Source organism: Paenibacillus sp. YSY-4.3, assembly GCF_054767475.1.
In genome coordinates, this window is record NZ_BAABMC010000002.1 from 388,029 (window position 1) to 405,723 (window position 17,695).

21 protein-coding genes are annotated in these 17,695 nt (G+C 41.3%); 6 read left to right on the forward strand and 15 right to left on the reverse strand.

Features of this window, described 5'->3' with window-relative positions:
- Nucleotides 1-143: 143 nt before the first annotated feature.
- Nucleotides 144-1,286, forward strand: coding sequence for a glycosyl hydrolase family 8 (locus ACYUJT_RS08635; protein ID WP_460320604.1), 1,143 nt, complete (start codon nucleotides 144-146; stop codon nucleotides 1,284-1,286).
- Nucleotides 1,287-1,363: 77 nt separating this feature from the next.
- Here ACYUJT_RS08635 and ACYUJT_RS08640 read toward each other — a convergent pair whose 3' ends face one another.
- On the reverse strand, nucleotides 1,364-2,107 hold the full coding sequence (locus ACYUJT_RS08640) for an ATP-grasp domain-containing protein (RefSeq protein WP_460320607.1): 744 nt from the start codon (nucleotides 2,105-2,107) through the stop codon (nucleotides 1,364-1,366).
- Complete coding sequence (locus ACYUJT_RS08645; RefSeq protein WP_460320609.1) at nucleotides 2,104-2,424, reverse strand: hypothetical protein; 321 nt, start codon at nucleotides 2,422-2,424, stop codon at nucleotides 2,104-2,106. Before ACYUJT_RS08645 ends, ACYUJT_RS08640 begins: the two co-directional genes overlap by 4 nt.
- Before the next feature lie 410 nt (nucleotides 2,425-2,834).
- On the opposite strand from ACYUJT_RS08645, the gene ACYUJT_RS08650 reads away from it, so the two are divergent.
- Complete coding sequence (locus ACYUJT_RS08650; protein ID WP_460320612.1) at nucleotides 2,835-3,929, forward strand: LLM class flavin-dependent oxidoreductase; 1,095 nt, start codon at nucleotides 2,835-2,837, stop codon at nucleotides 3,927-3,929.
- 33 nt (nucleotides 3,930-3,962) lie between these two features.
- On the forward strand, nucleotides 3,963-4,706 hold the full coding sequence (locus ACYUJT_RS08655) for a GTP cyclohydrolase II (protein ID WP_460320614.1): 744 nt from the start codon (nucleotides 3,963-3,965) through the stop codon (nucleotides 4,704-4,706).
- Between the two features lie 79 nt (nucleotides 4,707-4,785).
- On the opposite strand, the gene ACYUJT_RS08660 is transcribed toward ACYUJT_RS08655, so the two are convergent.
- The 3 genes from ACYUJT_RS08660 to ACYUJT_RS08670 are packed head-to-tail and all read right to left on the reverse strand — an operon-like array spanning nucleotide 4,786 to nucleotide 7,057.
- The gene (locus ACYUJT_RS08660; RefSeq protein WP_460320617.1) at nucleotides 4,786-5,907 is read right to left on the reverse strand and encodes a DUF1835 domain-containing protein; all 1,122 of its coding nucleotides are present in this window, start codon (nucleotides 5,905-5,907) and stop codon (nucleotides 4,786-4,788) included.
- 44 nt (nucleotides 5,908-5,951) lie between these two features.
- Nucleotides 5,952-6,515, reverse strand: coding sequence for an NUDIX hydrolase (locus tag ACYUJT_RS08665; protein WP_460320619.1), 564 nt, complete (start codon nucleotides 6,513-6,515; stop codon nucleotides 5,952-5,954).
- Nucleotides 6,516-6,520: 5 nt separating this feature from the next.
- Entirely contained in the window at nucleotides 6,521-7,057 is a 537-nt protein-coding gene (locus tag ACYUJT_RS08670; protein WP_460320621.1) for a hypothetical protein, read from the reverse strand.
- Nucleotides 7,058-7,725: 668 nt separating this feature from the next.
- On the opposite strand from ACYUJT_RS08670, the gene ACYUJT_RS08675 reads away from it, so the two are divergent.
- Nucleotides 7,726-9,324: a GMC family oxidoreductase gene (locus ACYUJT_RS08675; RefSeq protein ID WP_460320623.1), complete on the forward strand. Its 1,599-nt coding sequence runs from the start codon at nucleotides 7,726-7,728 to the stop codon at nucleotides 9,322-9,324.
- A gap of 19 nt (nucleotides 9,325-9,343) precedes the next feature.
- Here the strand turns inward: ACYUJT_RS08675 and ACYUJT_RS08680 are convergent, their stop codons facing one another.
- Nucleotides 9,344-9,838 carry a DUF2628 domain-containing protein gene (locus ACYUJT_RS08680; RefSeq protein WP_460320625.1) on the reverse strand — a complete coding sequence of 165 codons (495 nt, stop codon included), beginning with the start codon at nucleotides 9,836-9,838 and terminating at the stop codon, nucleotides 9,344-9,346.
- Between the two features lie 2 nt (nucleotides 9,839-9,840).
- Here ACYUJT_RS08680 and ACYUJT_RS08685 point away from each other — a divergent pair, with 2 nt between their 5' ends.
- Nucleotides 9,841-10,098, forward strand: coding sequence for a hypothetical protein (locus ACYUJT_RS08685; protein ID WP_460320627.1), 258 nt, complete (start codon nucleotides 9,841-9,843; stop codon nucleotides 10,096-10,098).
- A gap of 128 nt (nucleotides 10,099-10,226) precedes the next feature.
- On the opposite strand, the gene ACYUJT_RS08690 is transcribed toward ACYUJT_RS08685, so the two are convergent.
- Entirely contained in the window at nucleotides 10,227-11,441 is a 1,215-nt protein-coding gene (locus ACYUJT_RS08690) for a hypothetical protein (RefSeq protein ID WP_460320629.1), read from the reverse strand.
- 394 nt (nucleotides 11,442-11,835) lie between these two features.
- On the opposite strand from ACYUJT_RS08690, the gene ACYUJT_RS08695 reads away from it, so the two are divergent.
- Nucleotides 11,836-12,324: a hypothetical protein gene (locus tag ACYUJT_RS08695; RefSeq protein WP_460320632.1), complete on the forward strand. Its 489-nt coding sequence runs from the start codon at nucleotides 11,836-11,838 to the stop codon at nucleotides 12,322-12,324.
- Between the two features lie 49 nt (nucleotides 12,325-12,373).
- Here the strand turns inward: ACYUJT_RS08695 and ACYUJT_RS08700 are convergent, their stop codons facing one another.
- From ACYUJT_RS08700 to ACYUJT_RS08735, 8 genes are all read right to left on the reverse strand, one after another.
- The gene (locus tag ACYUJT_RS08700; protein WP_460320635.1) at nucleotides 12,374-12,823 is read right to left on the reverse strand and encodes a DoxX family protein; all 450 of its coding nucleotides are present in this window, start codon (nucleotides 12,821-12,823) and stop codon (nucleotides 12,374-12,376) included.
- Between the two features lie 12 nt (nucleotides 12,824-12,835).
- Entirely contained in the window at nucleotides 12,836-13,297 is a 462-nt protein-coding gene (locus ACYUJT_RS08705) for a DUF2269 family protein (protein ID WP_460320638.1), read from the reverse strand.
- A 27-nt stretch (nucleotides 13,298-13,324) separates the two neighbouring features.
- Nucleotides 13,325-13,915, reverse strand: coding sequence for a TetR/AcrR family transcriptional regulator (locus ACYUJT_RS08710; RefSeq protein WP_460320640.1), 591 nt, complete (start codon nucleotides 13,913-13,915; stop codon nucleotides 13,325-13,327).
- A gap of 204 nt (nucleotides 13,916-14,119) precedes the next feature.
- Complete coding sequence (locus ACYUJT_RS08715; protein ID WP_460320643.1) at nucleotides 14,120-14,608, reverse strand: hypothetical protein; 489 nt, start codon at nucleotides 14,606-14,608, stop codon at nucleotides 14,120-14,122.
- Nucleotides 14,609-14,653: 45 nt separating this feature from the next.
- Complete coding sequence (locus ACYUJT_RS08720; RefSeq protein ID WP_460320646.1) at nucleotides 14,654-15,160, reverse strand: NUDIX hydrolase; 507 nt, start codon at nucleotides 15,158-15,160, stop codon at nucleotides 14,654-14,656.
- An 83-nt stretch (nucleotides 15,161-15,243) separates the two neighbouring features.
- A complete protein-coding gene (locus ACYUJT_RS08725) occupies nucleotides 15,244-15,723 on the reverse strand; it encodes a hypothetical protein (RefSeq protein ID WP_460320649.1) in 480 nt (159 codons plus the stop codon).
- Between the two features lie 167 nt (nucleotides 15,724-15,890).
- Nucleotides 15,891-16,556, reverse strand: coding sequence for a hypothetical protein (locus tag ACYUJT_RS08730; protein ID WP_460320652.1), 666 nt, complete (start codon nucleotides 16,554-16,556; stop codon nucleotides 15,891-15,893).
- A gap of 76 nt (nucleotides 16,557-16,632) precedes the next feature.
- Nucleotides 16,633-17,247, reverse strand: coding sequence for a hypothetical protein (locus ACYUJT_RS08735; RefSeq protein ID WP_460320655.1), 615 nt, complete (start codon nucleotides 17,245-17,247; stop codon nucleotides 16,633-16,635).
- Nucleotides 17,248-17,695 lie beyond the last annotated feature (448 nt).

Sequence of the window (17,695 nt, forward strand, 5' to 3'; positions counted from 1 at the left end):
GAAATCTAAATGGAATTTCTTGTGAATTTATTGTACTTTCTTACTTTAAGAGAAATACTAATATTTCTGGGGAAAGCGCTTTAATTTACTCACCTTCTGTTGTGCTATGATAGAGCCAACTCATACAATTGGAGGTTGTTCATATGTCTGCGAGCCAACTTGGCGCTTTTTATACCAAAGAATACAGGAACCTGTTCAAGGAGCTCGGCTATTCCGAAGCGGACATCGAAGCCAAGCTGGAACAGGCGTGGACTGATCTGTTCTATGGAGATCCGGATGTGCGGATCTATTATCCGATGGGCGATGATATGGGCTATTTTCTCGATACCGGCAACCTAGACGTACGGTCGGAAGGTATGTCCTACGGAATGATGATGGCTGTGCAAATGAACAAAAAGGAAGAGTTTGACCGACTGTGGAACTTCTCGAAGACGTTTATGCAGCACAAAGACGGCCATTACGCCAATTACTTCGCCTGGCATTGCAAACCGGACGGCACCCGCATCTCCCAGGGTCCTGCGCCGGACGGGGAGGAATTTTTCGCGATGGCCCTTTTCTTTGCGGCCAGCCGTTGGGGGGACGGGCCGGAGCCCTATAACTATTCCAAGCAAGCCCGAACGATATTGAGCGCATGTTTGCATCAGGGTGAAAACGGTGAAGGCGATCCGATGTGGGACCCGGAAACGAAGCTGATCAAGTTCGTACCGGAATCTACGTTTAGCGATCCGTCCTATCATCTCCCTCATTTTTACGATTTGTTCGCCCTGGTGGCCGACGAGCGGGATACGAAGTTTTGGCGGAAGGCCGCCAAGGCCAGCCGCGCTTACCTGCATACGGCATGCCATCCGGAAACCGGCCTCTCTCCGGAGTACGCGAATTATGATGGAACACCTGCACCGCCACAACCGCATGGCGACTTCCGTCATTTCTACAGCGACGCTTACCGGGTGGCCTCCAATATCGCCCTGGATTGGATATGGTTCCGTCAGGACCCTTGGCAGGTCGAGCAATCCAACCGGATTCAGGCATTTTTCCGGGACATCGAGGTATCCGACTATCGCCGGTATACCATTGACGGGAAACCGTTCGACGAGCCGGCGCTACATCCAATCGGACTTCTGGCAACCAACGCGGCAGCTTCCCTCGCCGCCGACGGCCCAGACGCAGAGCATTTCGTCCGCCTGTTCTGGAACACGCCGCTGCGTACCGGCGACCGCCGCTATTACGACAACTGCCTGTACTTCTTTAGTTTGCTGGCATTGAGCGGGAATTATCGGATTTACTAATTGCGGTGGCTGGTGGTAGCGCGCGCAAGTATGAAAAGGCAGGACAACTTCGCGTTGTCCTGCCTTTAATAATACGTTCATAGGTTTCTTAAATAGTCTGTAGTCCCTGTTAACTCTGCCCATCTAGCTGAAAGAAATTTTGCATAGTTCAAGGGGCTAGTTCCGTAAGTTCCTAGAGAATGGCCATCATTAATTTCCACCAGCTTCATATTTCCTTCTTGATCAATTCCAAAATCCATGCCATATGCCATTGGCGCATCAATAAAGTCCCTAACCGCGCTCTCTACAACACTTAAATCCAATTTTGAATCCCAAGCGCCTTTATAAGGCCTAATATTAAGTATTTGCCCATACCGTATAAAGCAGCGCCATTCTGTTACGAAATCAACTACTTCTGAACACCAAATATTCGTATCTTTATTTTCTTCGATTAGCCCTATAAAATCTTTATACTCTTTGACGACCTTCCCAGCAAACTTTTTCGTGATGTCCCTTGGCTTTATAAAAACATTCCAATTGTTCTGGTTATGTTCGAAAAGTTCGCGAATCGTTGTAGACCATATTTTTCTGCCAAAATAATGAGACAGCGAGGCAGGATAATCTATTTCTCCTTGATCTCTCTCTATTCCCAATATTTCAAGACGTTTTCTTACGTTTCCAATTCCGCCAACCACTAAATCCTCTGGGTAATTATCTTTGATTTCTCTAATGTCATGATACTTAATTGTTTCCCATCCTAATGATACGAAGCCTTCATTAGCTACAAACGCATTTACATTGTAGAAGTCCCCATTCTTATCGGCCTGTATATACGCTCTCATGATCCTTCCCTCTCCTCATCTCCATAAAACCTATTTTCTTGCTTACGGTGTTTTAAATAATCTATTACTAGTTGTGTAAGATATATAATCAGAAGCACCGAAATTGCATATGTTGGTAAAATGTGTACCTCATACTGCTCTGTTCTTGTAAAGATTTTAAAACGATACATATTGAATTCTACATTTGTGATTACACCTTCTGTGAATCCAATACTCACTAATACAGCATACAAATGATTAGCAAACTTAATACATGATCCTAGAACAATAAATAAGAACCCTATTTCAGTCGCCTTATTAAATCTAAATTTTGTCATGCGATCCCTCTCTATATTTAATTAAAATAAGTAAAGCTCTTTCGCCCTTTCGTTGTGTTCCCTCTATATTCTTAGTATGTATTCCAAGAAATTATCTCTTGCGGCGAAAATTTCAACTCCTTTAGTTCCGCTGGTTTTTCAGATGACTTCCTTCCATAATTATACATCTTATAACCAAAGGATGTTATCCGCAGCAAGAACACAGCGAACTTAGAACTTACTTACAACATAAGGCCAATTTCTCCTTCAACATCCAGGTATAATACTCATAGAAAGGAACTTTCTAGTTGTTAGTTCCTATATTAACTTCTTTATATTATTATAGAAGTATGCGTTTATGAATTAACAAACAATAGATTACAAATAATTTGCTTAAACACGGTAATTATAATGAAGAAGGGGTTACAACAATGAACGACAGCATACAGAACAAGCATCAAGGCATTGAAATTGGAGTTTATACCCTCGGCGATCTTGTTCCTGATCCGCATCGTGGTGAAACCATTAGCAGCCGGCAGCGGCTGTTGGATATGATCGAAGCGGCGAAGCTGGCCGATGAGGCCGGACTAGATATATTCGGAGTTGGCGAGCATCATCGTCTAGATTATGCGGCATCGTCAACCTCGGTTATTTTAGCAGCAATCGCACAAACTACAAAGCAAATCAAATTAACCAGCGCGACAACCGTCCTGACGACAACAGATCCTGTGCGCCTATTTGAAGAGTATGCTACGCTAGACTTATTATCGAACGGACGGGCTGAAATTATTGCTGGGCGCGGCGCTTTCCTGGAGTCTTTTCCTCTGTTCGGCTATGACCTGAATGACTATGACGAACTGTTCATGGAGAACTTTGAGCTGTTCCAGCAGTTAAATCAACAGGAGAGAGTTTCTTGGCAAGGCAAGTTTCGTGCTCCACTTCAAGATGCGGAAATTGCACCACGCCCCGTCCAGCCGCAAATTCCTATGTGGATCGGTTCAGGGGGGTCACTTGTCAGCGCGGACCGGGCTGGTAAGCTCGGAACCGGCATGGCATTGGCGATCCTTGGCGGTGCTCCTAATCGTTTTCAAGCCTTGGTGGAAGCTTACCGTGCAGCTGGAATCGCAGCAGGCCACAAGCCATCCGATTTGAAGGTCGCCATTACAGGCCATGGTTACATTTCCACTACAACGCAGCAGGCCAAAGACGAATATTATCCATACTACGCCAATTATCGGCAATACGTAGATCAGCAGCTTGGAAAAACCAGCGCAAACCTGTCTCGTGAGGATTTCGAACGAATGACCAGCCCGGAAACGGCCTTATTTGTAGGTGATCCGCAATTAATCATCGATAAAATCATGTACCAATACGAGCTGTTTGGCCATCAACGGTTTATGCTGCAGCTTGACGTGGGCGCCATCCCCTTTTCTAGGGTTGCACGAAGCATAGAATTGCTGGCAACAAAGGTTGCACCAGCCGTTCGCCAACAAACAAGCAAGGCAGTTGCAGAGCCAAACGTCTGACCTACTACACTATGTCATAAAGGAATGATTTCGATGCCGGATACAAAACTAGATTCTAAAGCACTGGATATTTTAAAAGATAAAATCCAATTAATCCAAACCGAGGAAGGCGGCATTTACCTCGTTGGACCGATCAAGCTGCCTGTCGACCTGGACGGAGAAACCGTCATTTTCCAATGGTATTGCTGGCTTAGCCGCTGCCAGGTTACAGATAACTTTCAAGAAATCATCGACCAGTTGTCATCCGCAAGCTTAGCAGAGTACCAACAATCGAGCGTGCTTGTGTACGGTGATTTCAAAAATGCCGACGAAGCGCTGATTCGCATGCATTCAATCTGCCACACAGGCGATATCTTTGGCAGCCAAAAATGCGATTGCGGCTTCCAACTGAAGAAGTCCATGAAAAACATCGTGGAACACGGCACAGGTGCGCTGTTCTACCTGGCTAACCACGAAGGGCGCGGCATTGGATTATTCAGCAAAGCGATGGCTTACGTGCTGCAAGAGAACGGGTACGACACCGTCGAGGCTAACTTAAGCCTCGGATTCGTCGACGATTCCAGAAACTACACCGATGCGCTAAACGTGCTGCGAACCCTTCGCACCAAGCCGGTGACGCTCATGACCAACAATCCGAAGAAGCTTGAAGCCCTACAGAAAGCCGGCCTTACCTTATCTGGAAGAGAACCGATTTGGGGCGGCGAGTCAGCCTTTAACGAGTTCTACCTACAGACCAAGGTGCAGCGTTCGGGGCACTTAGAGGAAGAGGGTTCATAACGCCACATACGTAGTAGATATAAAAAGACCCGGCCTTAGATTCTTCTAAGATCGGGTCATCTTTTTCACTTTGCCTTAGTCACCTCAGAAAGCTAACTTCTCTTAGAAATTCTTCTGTATCCAGCAATGTTTTTTGATAGGGTTGATTATCATAGTTCCCATAGTTAAAAAAGCCATGCCCTAAACCCTCAAATTTTATCAGCCTCGAGAAGTTCCCCTTAGATTTCATCAGCTCTCTCAGCCGGTATTCGAAATAAGAATCCCCCACATATTGATCGCAATAACCTATCACCTCTCCGATCAGGCGGGCTGCTTTAACAAAGCCATGATCGTCAGCAGGGGGCTTCAACTTGTCCAGCTTGTCCAGTAGATATGAGTCAAAATAATTCGCAGGAACCCCAAGCACCACACCTTCACGCCAAATGCGCAACGTTGGGGTTTGCTCCGAAATAACCTGCCATTCCTGCACCAACTGTATCAGATCAGCATTGCTCAGTGGGCTGCTTTCTTCCATGCGGCGGAGTGCTTCTTGAATCTTGTCAGACGGGATTTCCCCCGAATGCCTGTATTCAATTCTGGCATCTGGCCGGTTATAGAGCTCTTCACAAATAGTGCAAGCGTCGCACACCGTTAACGTATTACGTTTGCTCTGCAGCAGATGAATCGCATGCCGCATTCCCGCCTGCTCGCATGCATTGCCGCTGGCCCAGACAATGATTCTCGCTCGTTCAGGGATATGCGCCAGCTTGTCTACAAGCACGCTGTACTCTTCTTCAACTTCCATATCGTCCTCGAAGGAGTCCGTTATATGGTTCCGAAACCAGTCACTGCGGGCCGCCCTGCCTTCCGGGGAGTCCAATTCGCCCAGAGGGCCAATGGAGTAATTCTCGCTAAAGGTAATCACCTTATGCGTCTCTGCCCAACCAAGCTCTTTCAGCGCATATTTCATACTTCCCGCAAAAGAATCACCGATCACGATATGAACATGGGTGCAGGTCGGCACAGGATCCCAGAAGCCTCTTTGCTGCTGAAGCCCCATCAATCCATCATAAAGCTCAAGCAGCTTCGTGATCGAGTCTTCACGCGACTCGTCCTGGTCCCGCAGCCGCTTGATTTCCGCCAGTATAAAACTCAAATACGACCGCAGTTCTGCGTGTCCCAAGAAATCTATGGCCTTCTTAATAGATTGTAAGTCTTTCATTCCTGTTTCCTCTCCCTGAACTTAAATCTCGAAGGTGGCTAAGATCAGAAACCTGTTTTTATGCTATTAGCAAGCCTATACAAATCAGCGATGTCGAATCGACCGATTGCTTCAAATCTTTTGACCGCTTCATCTATACTTACCGCTTCCACAGCCACAACCTTCTCACCGTCAGCCGGATTTAATGGTTCGGAAACGATCCTTACTTCTCCCAAGCAAATCAATCTAATAAAATTGGGGTGAGGGATATGGGGCCGATATGGCTCCTCTGCACTGGAAAAACAATAATAATGCCCAAACACTTCAAAGTTGCTTATCTCTGCGCCTAACTCCTCAAGCATTTCCCTTCTTAAACACTCTAGATAGCTCTCCCCAGGTTCCATCGTTCCGCCCGGCAGCTCCCATCTTCCATCATCCAATTGCATGACCACACACTCTGAGCCAATAAACGGAATCATGCTTATATTGCTCACCAAAGCTTCATCGAAAATCTTCCCTAATTTGAATTGGTTCGATACTTGCCCCCATTGAATGGGCTTCTTCAATGCAGGTACGTTATCCAGATAACTAGCGATATCATTCATAGGCTCTATTATGTGTTGTTCCATTGAATTCACCCTCCGCTTACTTTAGAAAATAACAACTCCAGAATATCCGCTCCATGCTCTTGCGGGTACATCAATACTGATAGAACTACAGTAATAATTAAGGTTACCGCCCACAAAAAAAGCTTCTGTGCTTTTTTTAGCCTTTTAAATTGATACAAATAAATAACGATAATCAAACTGTTCATAAAAAAAATCGCTGGCAAATACACAATTCGCTCTAAACCTGTATTGGGGAAGTTAAGTATCAGCGAAGTAATCGTAAGTATTGAAGGTAATAACGCTAGTAAGTATTTTTCTAGATGATTCCCCACCCAAAAGCTATTCAAATGAACTCTAGGCATTCCAAAAAGCGATCTATTGCAGTCACTGCAAGCATGCCTATAGGGTAAAATAAGAGGAATCAATACAATCAACGCACCGTAACCCACATCGCCAGTAAAAAAGTAAACAGCCAACACCATGTAAATTGAAAAAATGAGTCTCGCAAAAATAGAAGCTTTTTGTCGAACATGAACACTTTGACAGACTGAACAACTCTTCATATTTCCACCCTCATCTGAGACACATATGTTATAACGAACCGTGAAACAACCCGGCCTTTAGGGTCAGGTCGTGTATTAATCAAGGCTAGGCACTTTAATATATATTAGCTTTCGTTATTACACAGAATACAGCCATGACAGGATAAGTACGTACCATGCTTCTGACATTTCGGATAACCAACGGGTATTGCAGGACTTTCATCCTCCTCATCAATTTCAGCCCATTCTAAGTAACTAGTTATATTAATATTTTTTTCATCGAAGACATTAATCATTAACTTGAATTGTTCTAAGCGTTCAACCACCCACTCCTTCAAGGTTTCAGCTTATTCCATGATTATACATTTAATCATCATAGGGAAATAGTCCCCATGGTATTTTACACAGTTCCGCTAGGCTCAGAACGAACCAAAATATTAAGTTCAATTGTAAGGATTTACACTTCTCCTATTAATTCTGGCAGCGTTAACTTACTTCCTAGCCATAGGCTCCCCCGTCAGCGAGAAGAATCTGTACTACAGTATAAATGACCCAGCCCTGGATATCTCTTATCCGAGGCTGGGTCATTTATTGCCTAAGTTTCTGTCGGACCTTTCCAAATTAGACTAGCACACAGCATGGAACAACGTAATACTCTACAATAGTCTATTTTATAAAGGAGTGCTCCGATGAAAGGGAATTCATCTTTTGATTATATCGTTATAGGTACAGGACCGGCAGGCGCGGTCATCGCCAAAACGCTTACAGATGATAAGAAAACTTCTGTACTCGTTATCGAAGCGGGCGAAAATCGTGATAAAGACGAACCCATTATGGACTCAAGCTTTGCTCTGGAACTGGAGGAGAGCTTTTTCCCCAATTACTTCTGGCAAGGAGAAGGCGTCCCTCAAGAGAGCCTGGATGATCGATCTTTTGAATGGACAACCGGCCGCCTCTCGGGCGGTGGCTCTTCCATTAACGGAGAACAGTATGTACGTCCAACAACAGCTGTGCTTAGAGAGTGGGAGCAATTACTCGGCCCCATTTGGTCCCCAGATAAAGCCATCCAGCGGTTTAAACGACTAGAAAATTATAATGGTGAAACCAATAACGCTGAGGCACGCGGATTTCACGGGAGAATAGATATCAGGCAAGCACCTTCGGTTCCAACGCCTCTGGCGGATAAGCTAACCCTCGCCATTGAGCAAGCTACCGGATTTCCTAGCATTCTTGACTACAATGATCCTGAAACTCCACTCGGTCCATTCACTCGCTGGCAATTGTATCAAAAGCCAGATGGAGATCGGGAAAGTTCGTCAACCGCTTTTCTGTCCCCCGATATCGTGACGCCAGCTGGCCGAGGCAAGAATGGACGTAAATTAACCGTTTATTATAAAACAACAGCCCTTCGCGTGCTTTTTAACCGCAAACGTGCTATAGGCGTGGAGTTATTAAAGGAAGGGAAACTCATCAGAGTATTTTCACGAAAAAAAGTGATCATTTCAGCAGGAATCAATAGTGCCCAATTGTTAATGCTATCGGGAATAGGGCCGGCCAAAACGCTGAAAACGGCAGGAATACCTGTAATTGCTCATAATCCGAACGTAGGGAAGAGATTAACAAATCACACATTAAACTTCGCTGTGTTTACAACGAACCCCGACGATGCTGCCCTGCCTTCCAATGACCCTGATGCGCTATACACAGGTGGAGCCTTTTTGCCTGACCCCACTGGAAAAAATCCTGATCGTAGAGCCGTACAACTGATTGGAATCGGTTCGGATGGAATGTTATCCATAGCGATTCTATATTTGCTGCCCAAGAGCCGGGGATCAATTACAATTCAAAGTAATGATCCGCTAAATATTGTATTGGGCAATGAAGGATTTCTTTCAGATCCAAGAGATATGGAAGCAGTTAAAAATATCTATAAAATATATATCAAAAAAATTGCAGCCGAACTGGCAAGAATAGATTCTTCTATTCGTCTCGTAACACCGACTTTGGATGTTATAGATGATGATTTACAACTAGAGCAGTTTATAAAGGAAAACTTCGATCATAATCATCATCAGCAGAGCTTCCTTCGAATGGCCCCAAGAAATAAGGGCGGAGTCGTCGATCGGCTAGGAAAGGTATACGGAGTAAAAGATTTAATCGTAGCCGACGCCTCCCTCATTCCATTTACGGTCGACGGCAACACTTCTGCCGCTGCGTACCTTATCGGATATACGATTGCTAATCAACTTCGCAATCGTTCTAGAAGTGCGGAACGGGACGAAGAATAATAATTATAGGCAAGCCCCATCAATCAAAATACAATAACGAGTCCCCAACAACGATTTCTATAGTAATCGATACAAGTAAAATTGCAATGGCATACACAATTCCCCATCCTGAGGTTCCACCTTTTTGGATGACTAGATTACGACGTACTTCAGGGTCACTGTGATATTGCATGATCTTATCAACCGCTTTTTTAGACTTTTTGTAATACATTTGATTAGCCAGGATCGCCATCCCAATACCCAATCCTGCATATCCACTACTCGACTCTGAACCTAGCAGCATTAAAAAAATGGATATCACAGATAAAGTTCCAATATACATTGCGCACTCCGCATACATTTTTCGATAACCCATCCAAATGGGACCGAACAGGAACATAGGCCAGTTCCATTTCGATTTCCTCATCACTTTTTCAAAATATTTATCATTATTGGTATGTAATCGCAGAAGATGAGTTAGCTCATCCTCGCTGGATTGCTGGTAAGTACCATATGGCGGCGGCGGAGGCTGCATGTATGATGGTGCTGATGACGGTACTGGTGGCGATCCTGGCATTCGTGGTAATGGCGGTGGCCCTGATGCAGGCACTCGCGGTGGTGGTGGCGGTACTTGTGATGGTTGCGATGGTACCTGCCCTACCGCCTGTGGCACAAGATTCACCCCACAATGCTCACAGAATCGAGCCGCTGCATTTAGTCGTCTCCCACATGAAGAACAAAATTTGTAATCCAATCCGTTCAGTCCTTCCTTTTGAAACATCAATATGTATATAGTAAAATCATACCAAATTGGCTGGGAGGATGGAACTAGCATTGCTTTGAATTTATTTTCTCTAAACAGTAGTTTCGTTGTTTCAAATATAAAAAGCCATTTCAAAATTGAAATGGCTGTAATAATGATGTTATTTAGTTACATAGAACATGGTACCAGAAGAATCCAGTGAATAATGATAAAAAGTAGTATTAGATTGTGTCGTTGACCATTTAATTGAATGAGCATTCTTATACGCTGTTGTTACTGACCCACCAAAACTTCCCACTGGAGTAGAAACATCAAACCCAGCAGAAAAAGTCCTTTCGCTTCCATAACTTTTGGTGTTACTAGCACCACTATAAACAGTAAACCACTGCGGTTGATTTTTGGCACTCGCAACGGAGTAACCATTTGATGAATTATATACCCATTCATTGCCTTGTTGCGGGCTTGGACCAACTACATTAGTTGGTACCACATAATATTCAGTAAATGCATATCCAAACTGGTTATAAAAACTTACTTTACTATACCGATACTGATAGTTTGCATAGATATCACGTTGGAGATTGCATTCAGTGCTACCCCAAAAAATTTGACATTGCCCCGGGATCGTATATTCCACTGTCGTTCCTGAATCGGTCGCTAATGTAAGACTACCATTACTGGACCAGCTTGAAGAAGGCGAAGCCTTAACACCTTTTTGAATACTTACTCTAGCACTGGAAGATAATGAAAAAGTAACCGTTTCACCACTTGATACATTTACAGTACCAATTTTAGTGGGTCGGGTATAGTAGACTTCTTGATCAACACAATTATAATTTCCGATAGGATCCCCTGTACAGTTAGGCCCCCAGTTACTTATCGCTGCGTTAGTACTAAATTGACTTGAAGGTGTGCTGTAACTATTAGCGTTATTTTCTCCAGAGAAAGCAATTGATACGATCTGTTCTTCATTTAAATTAGCTTTTGCTGAGAATGAATTTATTGCTCCATTTTTGACATGTGAGACTGCAAAATGCTCAACAGCAAATTCCCCATCCGGTGATGAGACTATAGCTTCATAGACTACATCAAAAACGTCTCCGGCTGTTTCAAGTTGCTCAGGAGCTGTTGAATTAAAAGAATATTTTCCATCCGAGTTAAGACTTCCATTGTATATAACCTTACTTTCGCCACCGGAAATCACTCTTAATGTAAGAAAGCCTTCAACAGACTCCCCTTTGTTATTAAGAGCCTCAATAGTAACAGACGGTATAGTAGATGGGAAATTACTATTTTCAGCAGCAACAGACATTGGTAAACATAGTATCGAAAATGCCACGGAAAGCAATAATGCTGATATCGAGAATTTTTTCATAATCTCATCCTCTCGGTTATTAATATAAGCTTCATGTCTTGCAATTGATCATTAAAATTCATTCAGAACGTCTTGACGATGGTACAAATTTACATTAATCACCTCATTTAATAGGTTATATATAGATAAAAAGTAAATTATTTCAATTTTAATAGTATAATATTGTGTTATGTATGTAAACACAAAAATTACTTAATGAGTCAAATTTGGAATACTATGTAATTGAATTGAGGGGTATTTACAAGCGGGAATAATCAATGTGTTGCATAATTGACTGAAACAGTGTGGGCGTGATAACGTTATACAGGAGGAAAATTATTCCTATTTAGGCAACTGGGATTAATCGGTTTGTGAACCAAAATCAATACACGAATTAAATACGAGGTGTTGTTCAATGTGGAAACAAAAGATAGTTAAAATATTGGCGTCATCTTTTATAATTTTAATTCTCTCCTTTTATTTGTATGTATGGATATCTGATCCGTTAAAGGCAGATGGCTGGTCCAACTATAATAATGAACAAAAACGAATATATCTATCACTTGTAAATAATGGATCAACTAAAATAAAGATAGAAAAAGTGACTGTAAATAACGAAAAACAACCAGAGCAACTTAATTTGGTTATGAGTTATACTGGACAATTAGTTTCTGCTGGAATCGAGGATGATACGCAAGCACGGTTTGTTGGGATTGACGAAGGATTTATTCACCCCAAATTATCTGAAAATGAGCTGAAGGAATTAATAAATCATAATGAAAAAGGATTACCATTACATTACGGTGTACTTATCATAAACAAGGAAGATATTGAAAGTATAAGTATCAAGTATAAATACCTCGGTATTTCTAAAACTAAGAATGTGAATTTAGAAGCGAATTGAGACTTTAATGTTGACTTTTTAAACCTCAGGTACCGCCATTGTTAGTTTTTCATTGCCCGAACAACGGGGACGCCAACAGGATTGCCCCGATAAATACAATCTGAAGCAACACCCGGACAAACAGTTTTGGAACAGGCTTGCCGCCAATCGTCAGTTGTTCTCGAGCAGCATATACATTTGCAGGAAACATCGCGATCAGCAGCACGGTCAAACATATTGAGGCGGCAAGAGAGAATTTAGGCAGCAAAATACCGATAGCTCCTGCAATTTCAAGCCACCCGGTTACTGACACGATCCATTCTTTCCTTGGAAAAACAGGAGGAACCATCCGGATCAGGTCAGGCCGCCTTTTTCCCCAATGAGCGGAAGCAGTAAGCAGCAGCATAACAGTCACTGCTACTTTCAGTGAGGTATGCCAATCGTCGAAATAGGACCAACCAAACAGGCCGAAGATTCGGAATAACAAAAAAGATGCAACAAGGGCAATGAATGGAGCCATAATGATCCCTCCTTAGACACTTTTAATAATCATGAGGTAAAGAATAACAACCGGCAGCAAAGTTGCAATAATACCAAAAACAGCCCACAAACGTGACGCATGAGCATACGCTTTGGAGATATTCCCGATCTCAATGCAGTCAGCGCTATGACGAATCATTGCACGCTGCAAGGGAAGGAGAATCGCTAGCCAGACAACACCTGTAATTGAAAACAATACGAGCGATAGCGTAAGCCAATTTAACCCATGCATGGATATCTTCGCTTGAACAGCCATGACGATTCCTGAAATGATGACAAAAAGTAGCCCAGGCAGTGTGAATACTATATCAGCGAGCATAACGTTTTTCACAGTGTGATGAATAACTACCGGGTTCTTCTGCAAATCCGCCCGAACTTTCCAAAACGCCGCCGTAATAATATTTCCTACAAATAAGATAACTCCCGCCAGATGAAGAAGCAGCCATACATTCATGAGACAGTCTTCCTTTCTTTATTAGGACTAATTTTTCAAAGTAGCGGCCATAAATGATGATAAATCTTGAGCAGTATAAGATACCGGAATCTTTAGGAACGAAGAGCGGACGCGAAGGCCAAACGATAACAGAACAAACATTTCAGCCGTCCTCTCCGGGTCAACCGATTCTTGAATAACCCCATGCTGTTGGCCGATCACAATCCATTGTTTCGATAAATGAACAGACCTCTGATAAAAATGATGGAGTACTTCCTCGACAGCAGGTTCATCTTCCTTACCAAGCAGATACATCAGAACTTTATTGGTTACTTCATTTGCATCTTCCAATGCTGCTAAATTACTCGATATTGCCAGCATCGGTCCGTCGAATGTTTTCTTCCCTTGCTCCACTTCTTTCATGAATCGATCATTGATTTCTTCAAGCCGTTCCTGCAATACCCAAGCAAAAATTTCGTCTTTGTTCTTCACATAATGGAAAATAGCTCCCTTGGACAATTCCGATTTCTCCATAATGTCCTTCATCGTAATCGTGTGGCAGTTTTTCTCCCGTAACAACTCTTTGGTTGCATCAAGTAATTGCTGTATTGTTTGTTTCCTTCTATCCTCATTTTTCATGGTAATTCCTCCAGTTTATTTGTGGTCCATATTTTTCCAAGGCGCTTATTGCCAATTATACAAACCGACCGTTGGTTTGTAAATATAAATTTCAAAATAATTATGGAGTGAAATAAACCCCTGCCTGCAGGCAAGGGCTCGTTCTGGCTATAAACCTGAATTATGAGAAGGTCTCTATATAGCTCTAGTTTTCAAGTTATCTTACTACTTTGAAGAATAGTTCATAATTATGGCTTCTTGCGTACCTTCATCGTAAGCGATCCACAACTCGTCTCCAACAACTACGCCATAGACTGGTTCAATAGTTTGTTTAATGCGGTAGGTTATTCCGTCCTTTTCTGCGATAATATTGGCTAGTGGGCGCTCTCCCTTTGTTCCGTCAAAATGAACGGAGAGCACTTTAGCTGCGCCCTGCTTACCTTGAAGTAATCGGGTTTCCTTTTGTAAATCGTCTATTTCCATGGTAACTGGAATGACTGTACCCACATTTACGGATAGGTTTTCTGGCGCAAAGATACTATTCACTTTACGGATTCGGTCCGTCCCTCTAGAAATCATGACTTCCAGAAGCATAAGCTGTTTATTTTCAATGATTATCGGCATTTTCTGCACATGGATCACTTCACCCTGTAGAGAGAATTGGTCCGAAGCCTTAACTGTGCTCTCATTGCCGTACCTAAAAATTCTCGCCATTCCCTGAATCAAATATCAGTGGCTTGGTGAGATTTTTTGAGATTCCTACACTTTAATTAGCCCTTTAAGAATTCCTTGCAGAATTGCATAAGTTACTTCCGAATCATTAATCCTGCTATCTTTAATCATATTTAATGTCTCTTCAACACTTATTTTTAGAACTTCAATAATTTCATATTCTTCAAGGTTCTGTTCAGCAATATCTATTACATCATCCGTATAAAACACATGTGTAACTACGTTACTTATCCAACTAGCTGGAGTCAGGCTGCCCAGATATTGTATCGCTCCGCATTGACCACCAACCTCCTCCAGAAACTCTCTACGAATGGCTGTTTCCAGATCCTCACCTAACTCAACCATTCCTCCTGGAAGTTGAATTACAAAATCATTTACTGCCCTTCTAAATTGTTTTACAAAAATAAAAGAATCGGATTGTTTCGCTAACATCACGACAGCTTGGTTATTCTCACTAAGGGTATAAACCTTTCCGAATTCATCTTCTACTATCATGTTTCCATTCTTGCGTGATAAAACAGTTAAGTCTTTCATAACTAACTCCTTTTCTACACTCACCTTCTATGATTTCACTTCCTTTTCATTTGCAGAGTTTATCAGAAGTCGAGATTTCTGAATTAAATATCAAACCAAGCTTCCCTTAGGTCTTTGTATAATTTTTTAAATAAATTTTCATTGTCAACGAGCCAATATCTTTCCACTATCGGTACTAACTCATAAAAAACCTTATATTCACCTATCCAGCCTTCTGGAACATAATCCTCAAAAGACATAGGCTCTGGAAATGACGAAAAGAATTCTCTCTTATCAAAATCGACATAAATCGTAGGTAAAAACTCTAGCACTTGGTCGTAATACTGGAATACATTTTTAAGCTCTACGATCATATCGGTTAGTTCTGAGGTTGATACTTTATATTCCTCTATTTTATGTAAAAAAGTCTCAGCAGTTGATTCATCAAGAATTTCAATCCCAAATCTGTCTTCCATTTCTACGTTCAAAAACCAGAACTCTCTTTCAGTAATATACCAAGTCCATGAATTCTGAAATACTACTCCCACAATTAAGGTTTGTGCGTATTCTGGCATTAGCTTCATGAAGATACTTCCTTTTCCTCGATTTCTAATAATGTTCTCGCATCTACGACGCAACCCGGCCTTAGATAGCTCTTATCTTAGGTTGGGTCATGTGCTGTCTGAATTTTATTTATTATCCAGTTATATCTCTCATGAAAAATAAACTTATTAGAACTTTTGACATTCCTTTATATTAAACCGTAGTTCCCATCAATTATCTCTCCGTATTTTCCTGAATATCCATGGCTTACCATTATTAATGTTCCATCAATACACTCATTTAACAGTATAAAATTCGTATAATTCGAGGCAAAAAAGCCTGAAATTTTGTAATTTGACTCACTTAATCTTTCATTTATATAATTTTCAAACTCATAATATTGAAACTCTATATTTATTCCTTGATGAGAAAGAAATAAATCTCTCACTTCGTCAAGTGTTAATTCTGAATATCTCTTATTTGTAAGCTTTTTTGCAATAAAGTCCTTATAGAATTTTCTGTATATTTTTCCGTGGGTCAATGAATTAATGATCACAGCACGCTTTATATCACGAGCTTGTAGGACAACTGCTATTAACGGAATCATAAGTAATACGAACAATATAACATCAAAAAAATAACGAACCCTTACTCTGCTCCCAAGAAAATTATCCAAAAACACAAAAATATTACTAGTGTCTGATGCACTTGCCCAAGAAAAGAAAAAGCCAATAATTAATGTTGAATATATAAAATTCGCCACATTTTTAAAGATATTTTTATCTAGCCTCATTTCTCCAATATTTTTATGAATTAATTCTTGAAATCTTGCTCTCTCTATGTACATTTCCGTCTTGTTTAGAACCTCACTCACTGTTTTTTTCCTCCTCTTAAGATTCACTAAAGTATTATTTTTTCAACAATATGTCTCTTCAAAGTGCTCCGACAAGCTAATGTTTCCACTTATCGTCATACGTCAATGAGAATGACTGTCGGATAAGCTCTTCTATTTTCTTACCAGAATAATTCTGAGTATTAGATTTTCTTATTTCTCTAATTCGTTCCCTTATACTCTTAACTTTTTCATTAAAATCTTTTACTCTAACGAGTTTTCCCTTTTCAAAAATAAGTTCACAAACAATTTCATAACAATGTGGACAGTGAAAGCCCATATGAAGATAAAACTCTCGAATAAAATTCCTAGCGATAATAATTCCTCCTGAATAATCTAGCTCCAGATTCACATTATTATACGTCCAGGCTTCTCCTACTCTATCAACCTTCTTAGCTCTAATATCTCTCCATACTGGTGGGTCATCCTCCAATCCAGTAGTAAATTCTGACAGAAGCAAATCCATACCTACAATAGCATATTTCGAATAATAACCTCTCCAACATGCTGTACTTATCATAATTGGCTTAAAACCATGTTTCTTGGGATCAAATGGCCATTCTTTTTCAATTCCAATAAGGGAATAAGAATGACCTTGATATATAATCTCATCAGAAATTTGAGCTGTCATAGCAATTTCCCTTCTGGTGTATAAATAAATCTGTTGTTCCATTTATGTACTTGATGTTTGGTCTTCATATCCCTCTTCATCATATTTTCATTTGCACTGGTTTCAGATAGTTTTGTTTACGATCCGGGCATATATATTTGCAATTAAATTAATAAGAACTCCATAGAATATTAGAACAAGACTGTAATGAAGCTTCCCGCTAAAATCCTGGACACTACCGATTTCCGATAAAAACACCAGACTATAACCAACGGCTATCGCGATTGCGAAAGATTGAATTAAACTTCCCATGTCCTTAAATACTGTACTTTTTTTATTATCCCTTTTGAAAAAGAACGTCAAAATAAGAACGATAGCTACGATAGCTAGAATAGTCAGTCCGGAACTAAAATTAATAAATAACACAAAATCACTCCATTCTAGAATTTTTTATCTGTTTCCTTGTTGCTTGATATTCGTCCATGATTATACATCTGACAACCAAAGAGCG

Excerpts from the sequence above, each read along its gene's own strand:
- ACYUJT_RS08670 (WP_460320621.1), bottom strand. The coding sequence starts at position 7,057 with ATGAAGAGTTGTTCAGTCTGTCAAAGTGTTCATGTTCGACAAAAAGCT.
- ACYUJT_RS08715 (WP_460320643.1), bottom strand. The coding sequence starts at position 14,608 with ATGGCGAGAATTTTTAGGTACGGCAATGAGAGCACAGTTAAGGCTTCG.
- ACYUJT_RS08660 (WP_460320617.1), bottom strand. The coding sequence starts at position 5,907 with ATGAAAGACTTACAATCTATTAAGAAGGCCATAGATTTCTTGGGACAC.
- ACYUJT_RS08720 (WP_460320646.1), bottom strand. The coding sequence starts at position 15,160 with ATGAAAGACTTAACTGTTTTATCACGCAAGAATGGAAACATGATAGTA.
- ACYUJT_RS08680 (WP_460320625.1), bottom strand. The coding sequence starts at position 9,838 with ATGCAGCCTCCGCCGCCGCCATATGGTACTTACCAGCAATCCAGCGAG.
- ACYUJT_RS08640 (WP_460320607.1), bottom strand. The coding sequence starts at position 2,107 with ATGAGAGCGTATATACAGGCCGATAAGAATGGGGACTTCTACAATGTA.
- ACYUJT_RS08700 (WP_460320635.1), bottom strand. The coding sequence starts at position 12,823 with ATGGCTCCATTCATTGCCCTTGTTGCATCTTTTTTGTTATTCCGAATC.
- ACYUJT_RS08735 (WP_460320655.1), bottom strand. The coding sequence starts at position 17,247 with ATGGAACAACAGATTTATTTATACACCAGAAGGGAAATTGCTATGACA.
- ACYUJT_RS08665 (WP_460320619.1), bottom strand. The coding sequence starts at position 6,515 with ATGGAACAACACATAATAGAGCCTATGAATGATATCGCTAGTTATCTG.
- ACYUJT_RS08695 (WP_460320632.1), top strand. The coding sequence starts at position 11,836 with ATGTGGAAACAAAAGATAGTTAAAATATTGGCGTCATCTTTTATAATT.
- ACYUJT_RS08675 (WP_460320623.1), top strand. The coding sequence starts at position 7,726 with ATGAAAGGGAATTCATCTTTTGATTATATCGTTATAGGTACAGGACCG.
- ACYUJT_RS08690 (WP_460320629.1), bottom strand. The coding sequence starts at position 11,441 with ATGAAAAAATTCTCGATATCAGCATTATTGCTTTCCGTGGCATTTTCG.
- ACYUJT_RS08725 (WP_460320649.1), bottom strand. The coding sequence starts at position 15,723 with ATGAAGCTAATGCCAGAATACGCACAAACCTTAATTGTGGGAGTAGTA.
- ACYUJT_RS08685 (WP_460320627.1), top strand. The coding sequence starts at position 9,841 with ATGATGGTGCTGATGACGGTACTGGTGGCGATCCTGGCATTCGTGGTA.
- ACYUJT_RS08650 (WP_460320612.1), top strand. The coding sequence starts at position 2,835 with ATGAACGACAGCATACAGAACAAGCATCAAGGCATTGAAATTGGAGTT.
- ACYUJT_RS08705 (WP_460320638.1), bottom strand. The coding sequence starts at position 13,297 with ATGAATGTATGGCTGCTTCTTCATCTGGCGGGAGTTATCTTATTTGTA.
- ACYUJT_RS08655 (WP_460320614.1), top strand. The coding sequence starts at position 3,963 with ATGCCGGATACAAAACTAGATTCTAAAGCACTGGATATTTTAAAAGAT.
- ACYUJT_RS08635 (WP_460320604.1), top strand. The coding sequence starts at position 144 with ATGTCTGCGAGCCAACTTGGCGCTTTTTATACCAAAGAATACAGGAAC.
- ACYUJT_RS08645 (WP_460320609.1), bottom strand. The coding sequence starts at position 2,424 with ATGACAAAATTTAGATTTAATAAGGCGACTGAAATAGGGTTCTTATTT.
- ACYUJT_RS08710 (WP_460320640.1), bottom strand. The coding sequence starts at position 13,915 with ATGAAAAATGAGGATAGAAGGAAACAAACAATACAGCAATTACTTGAT.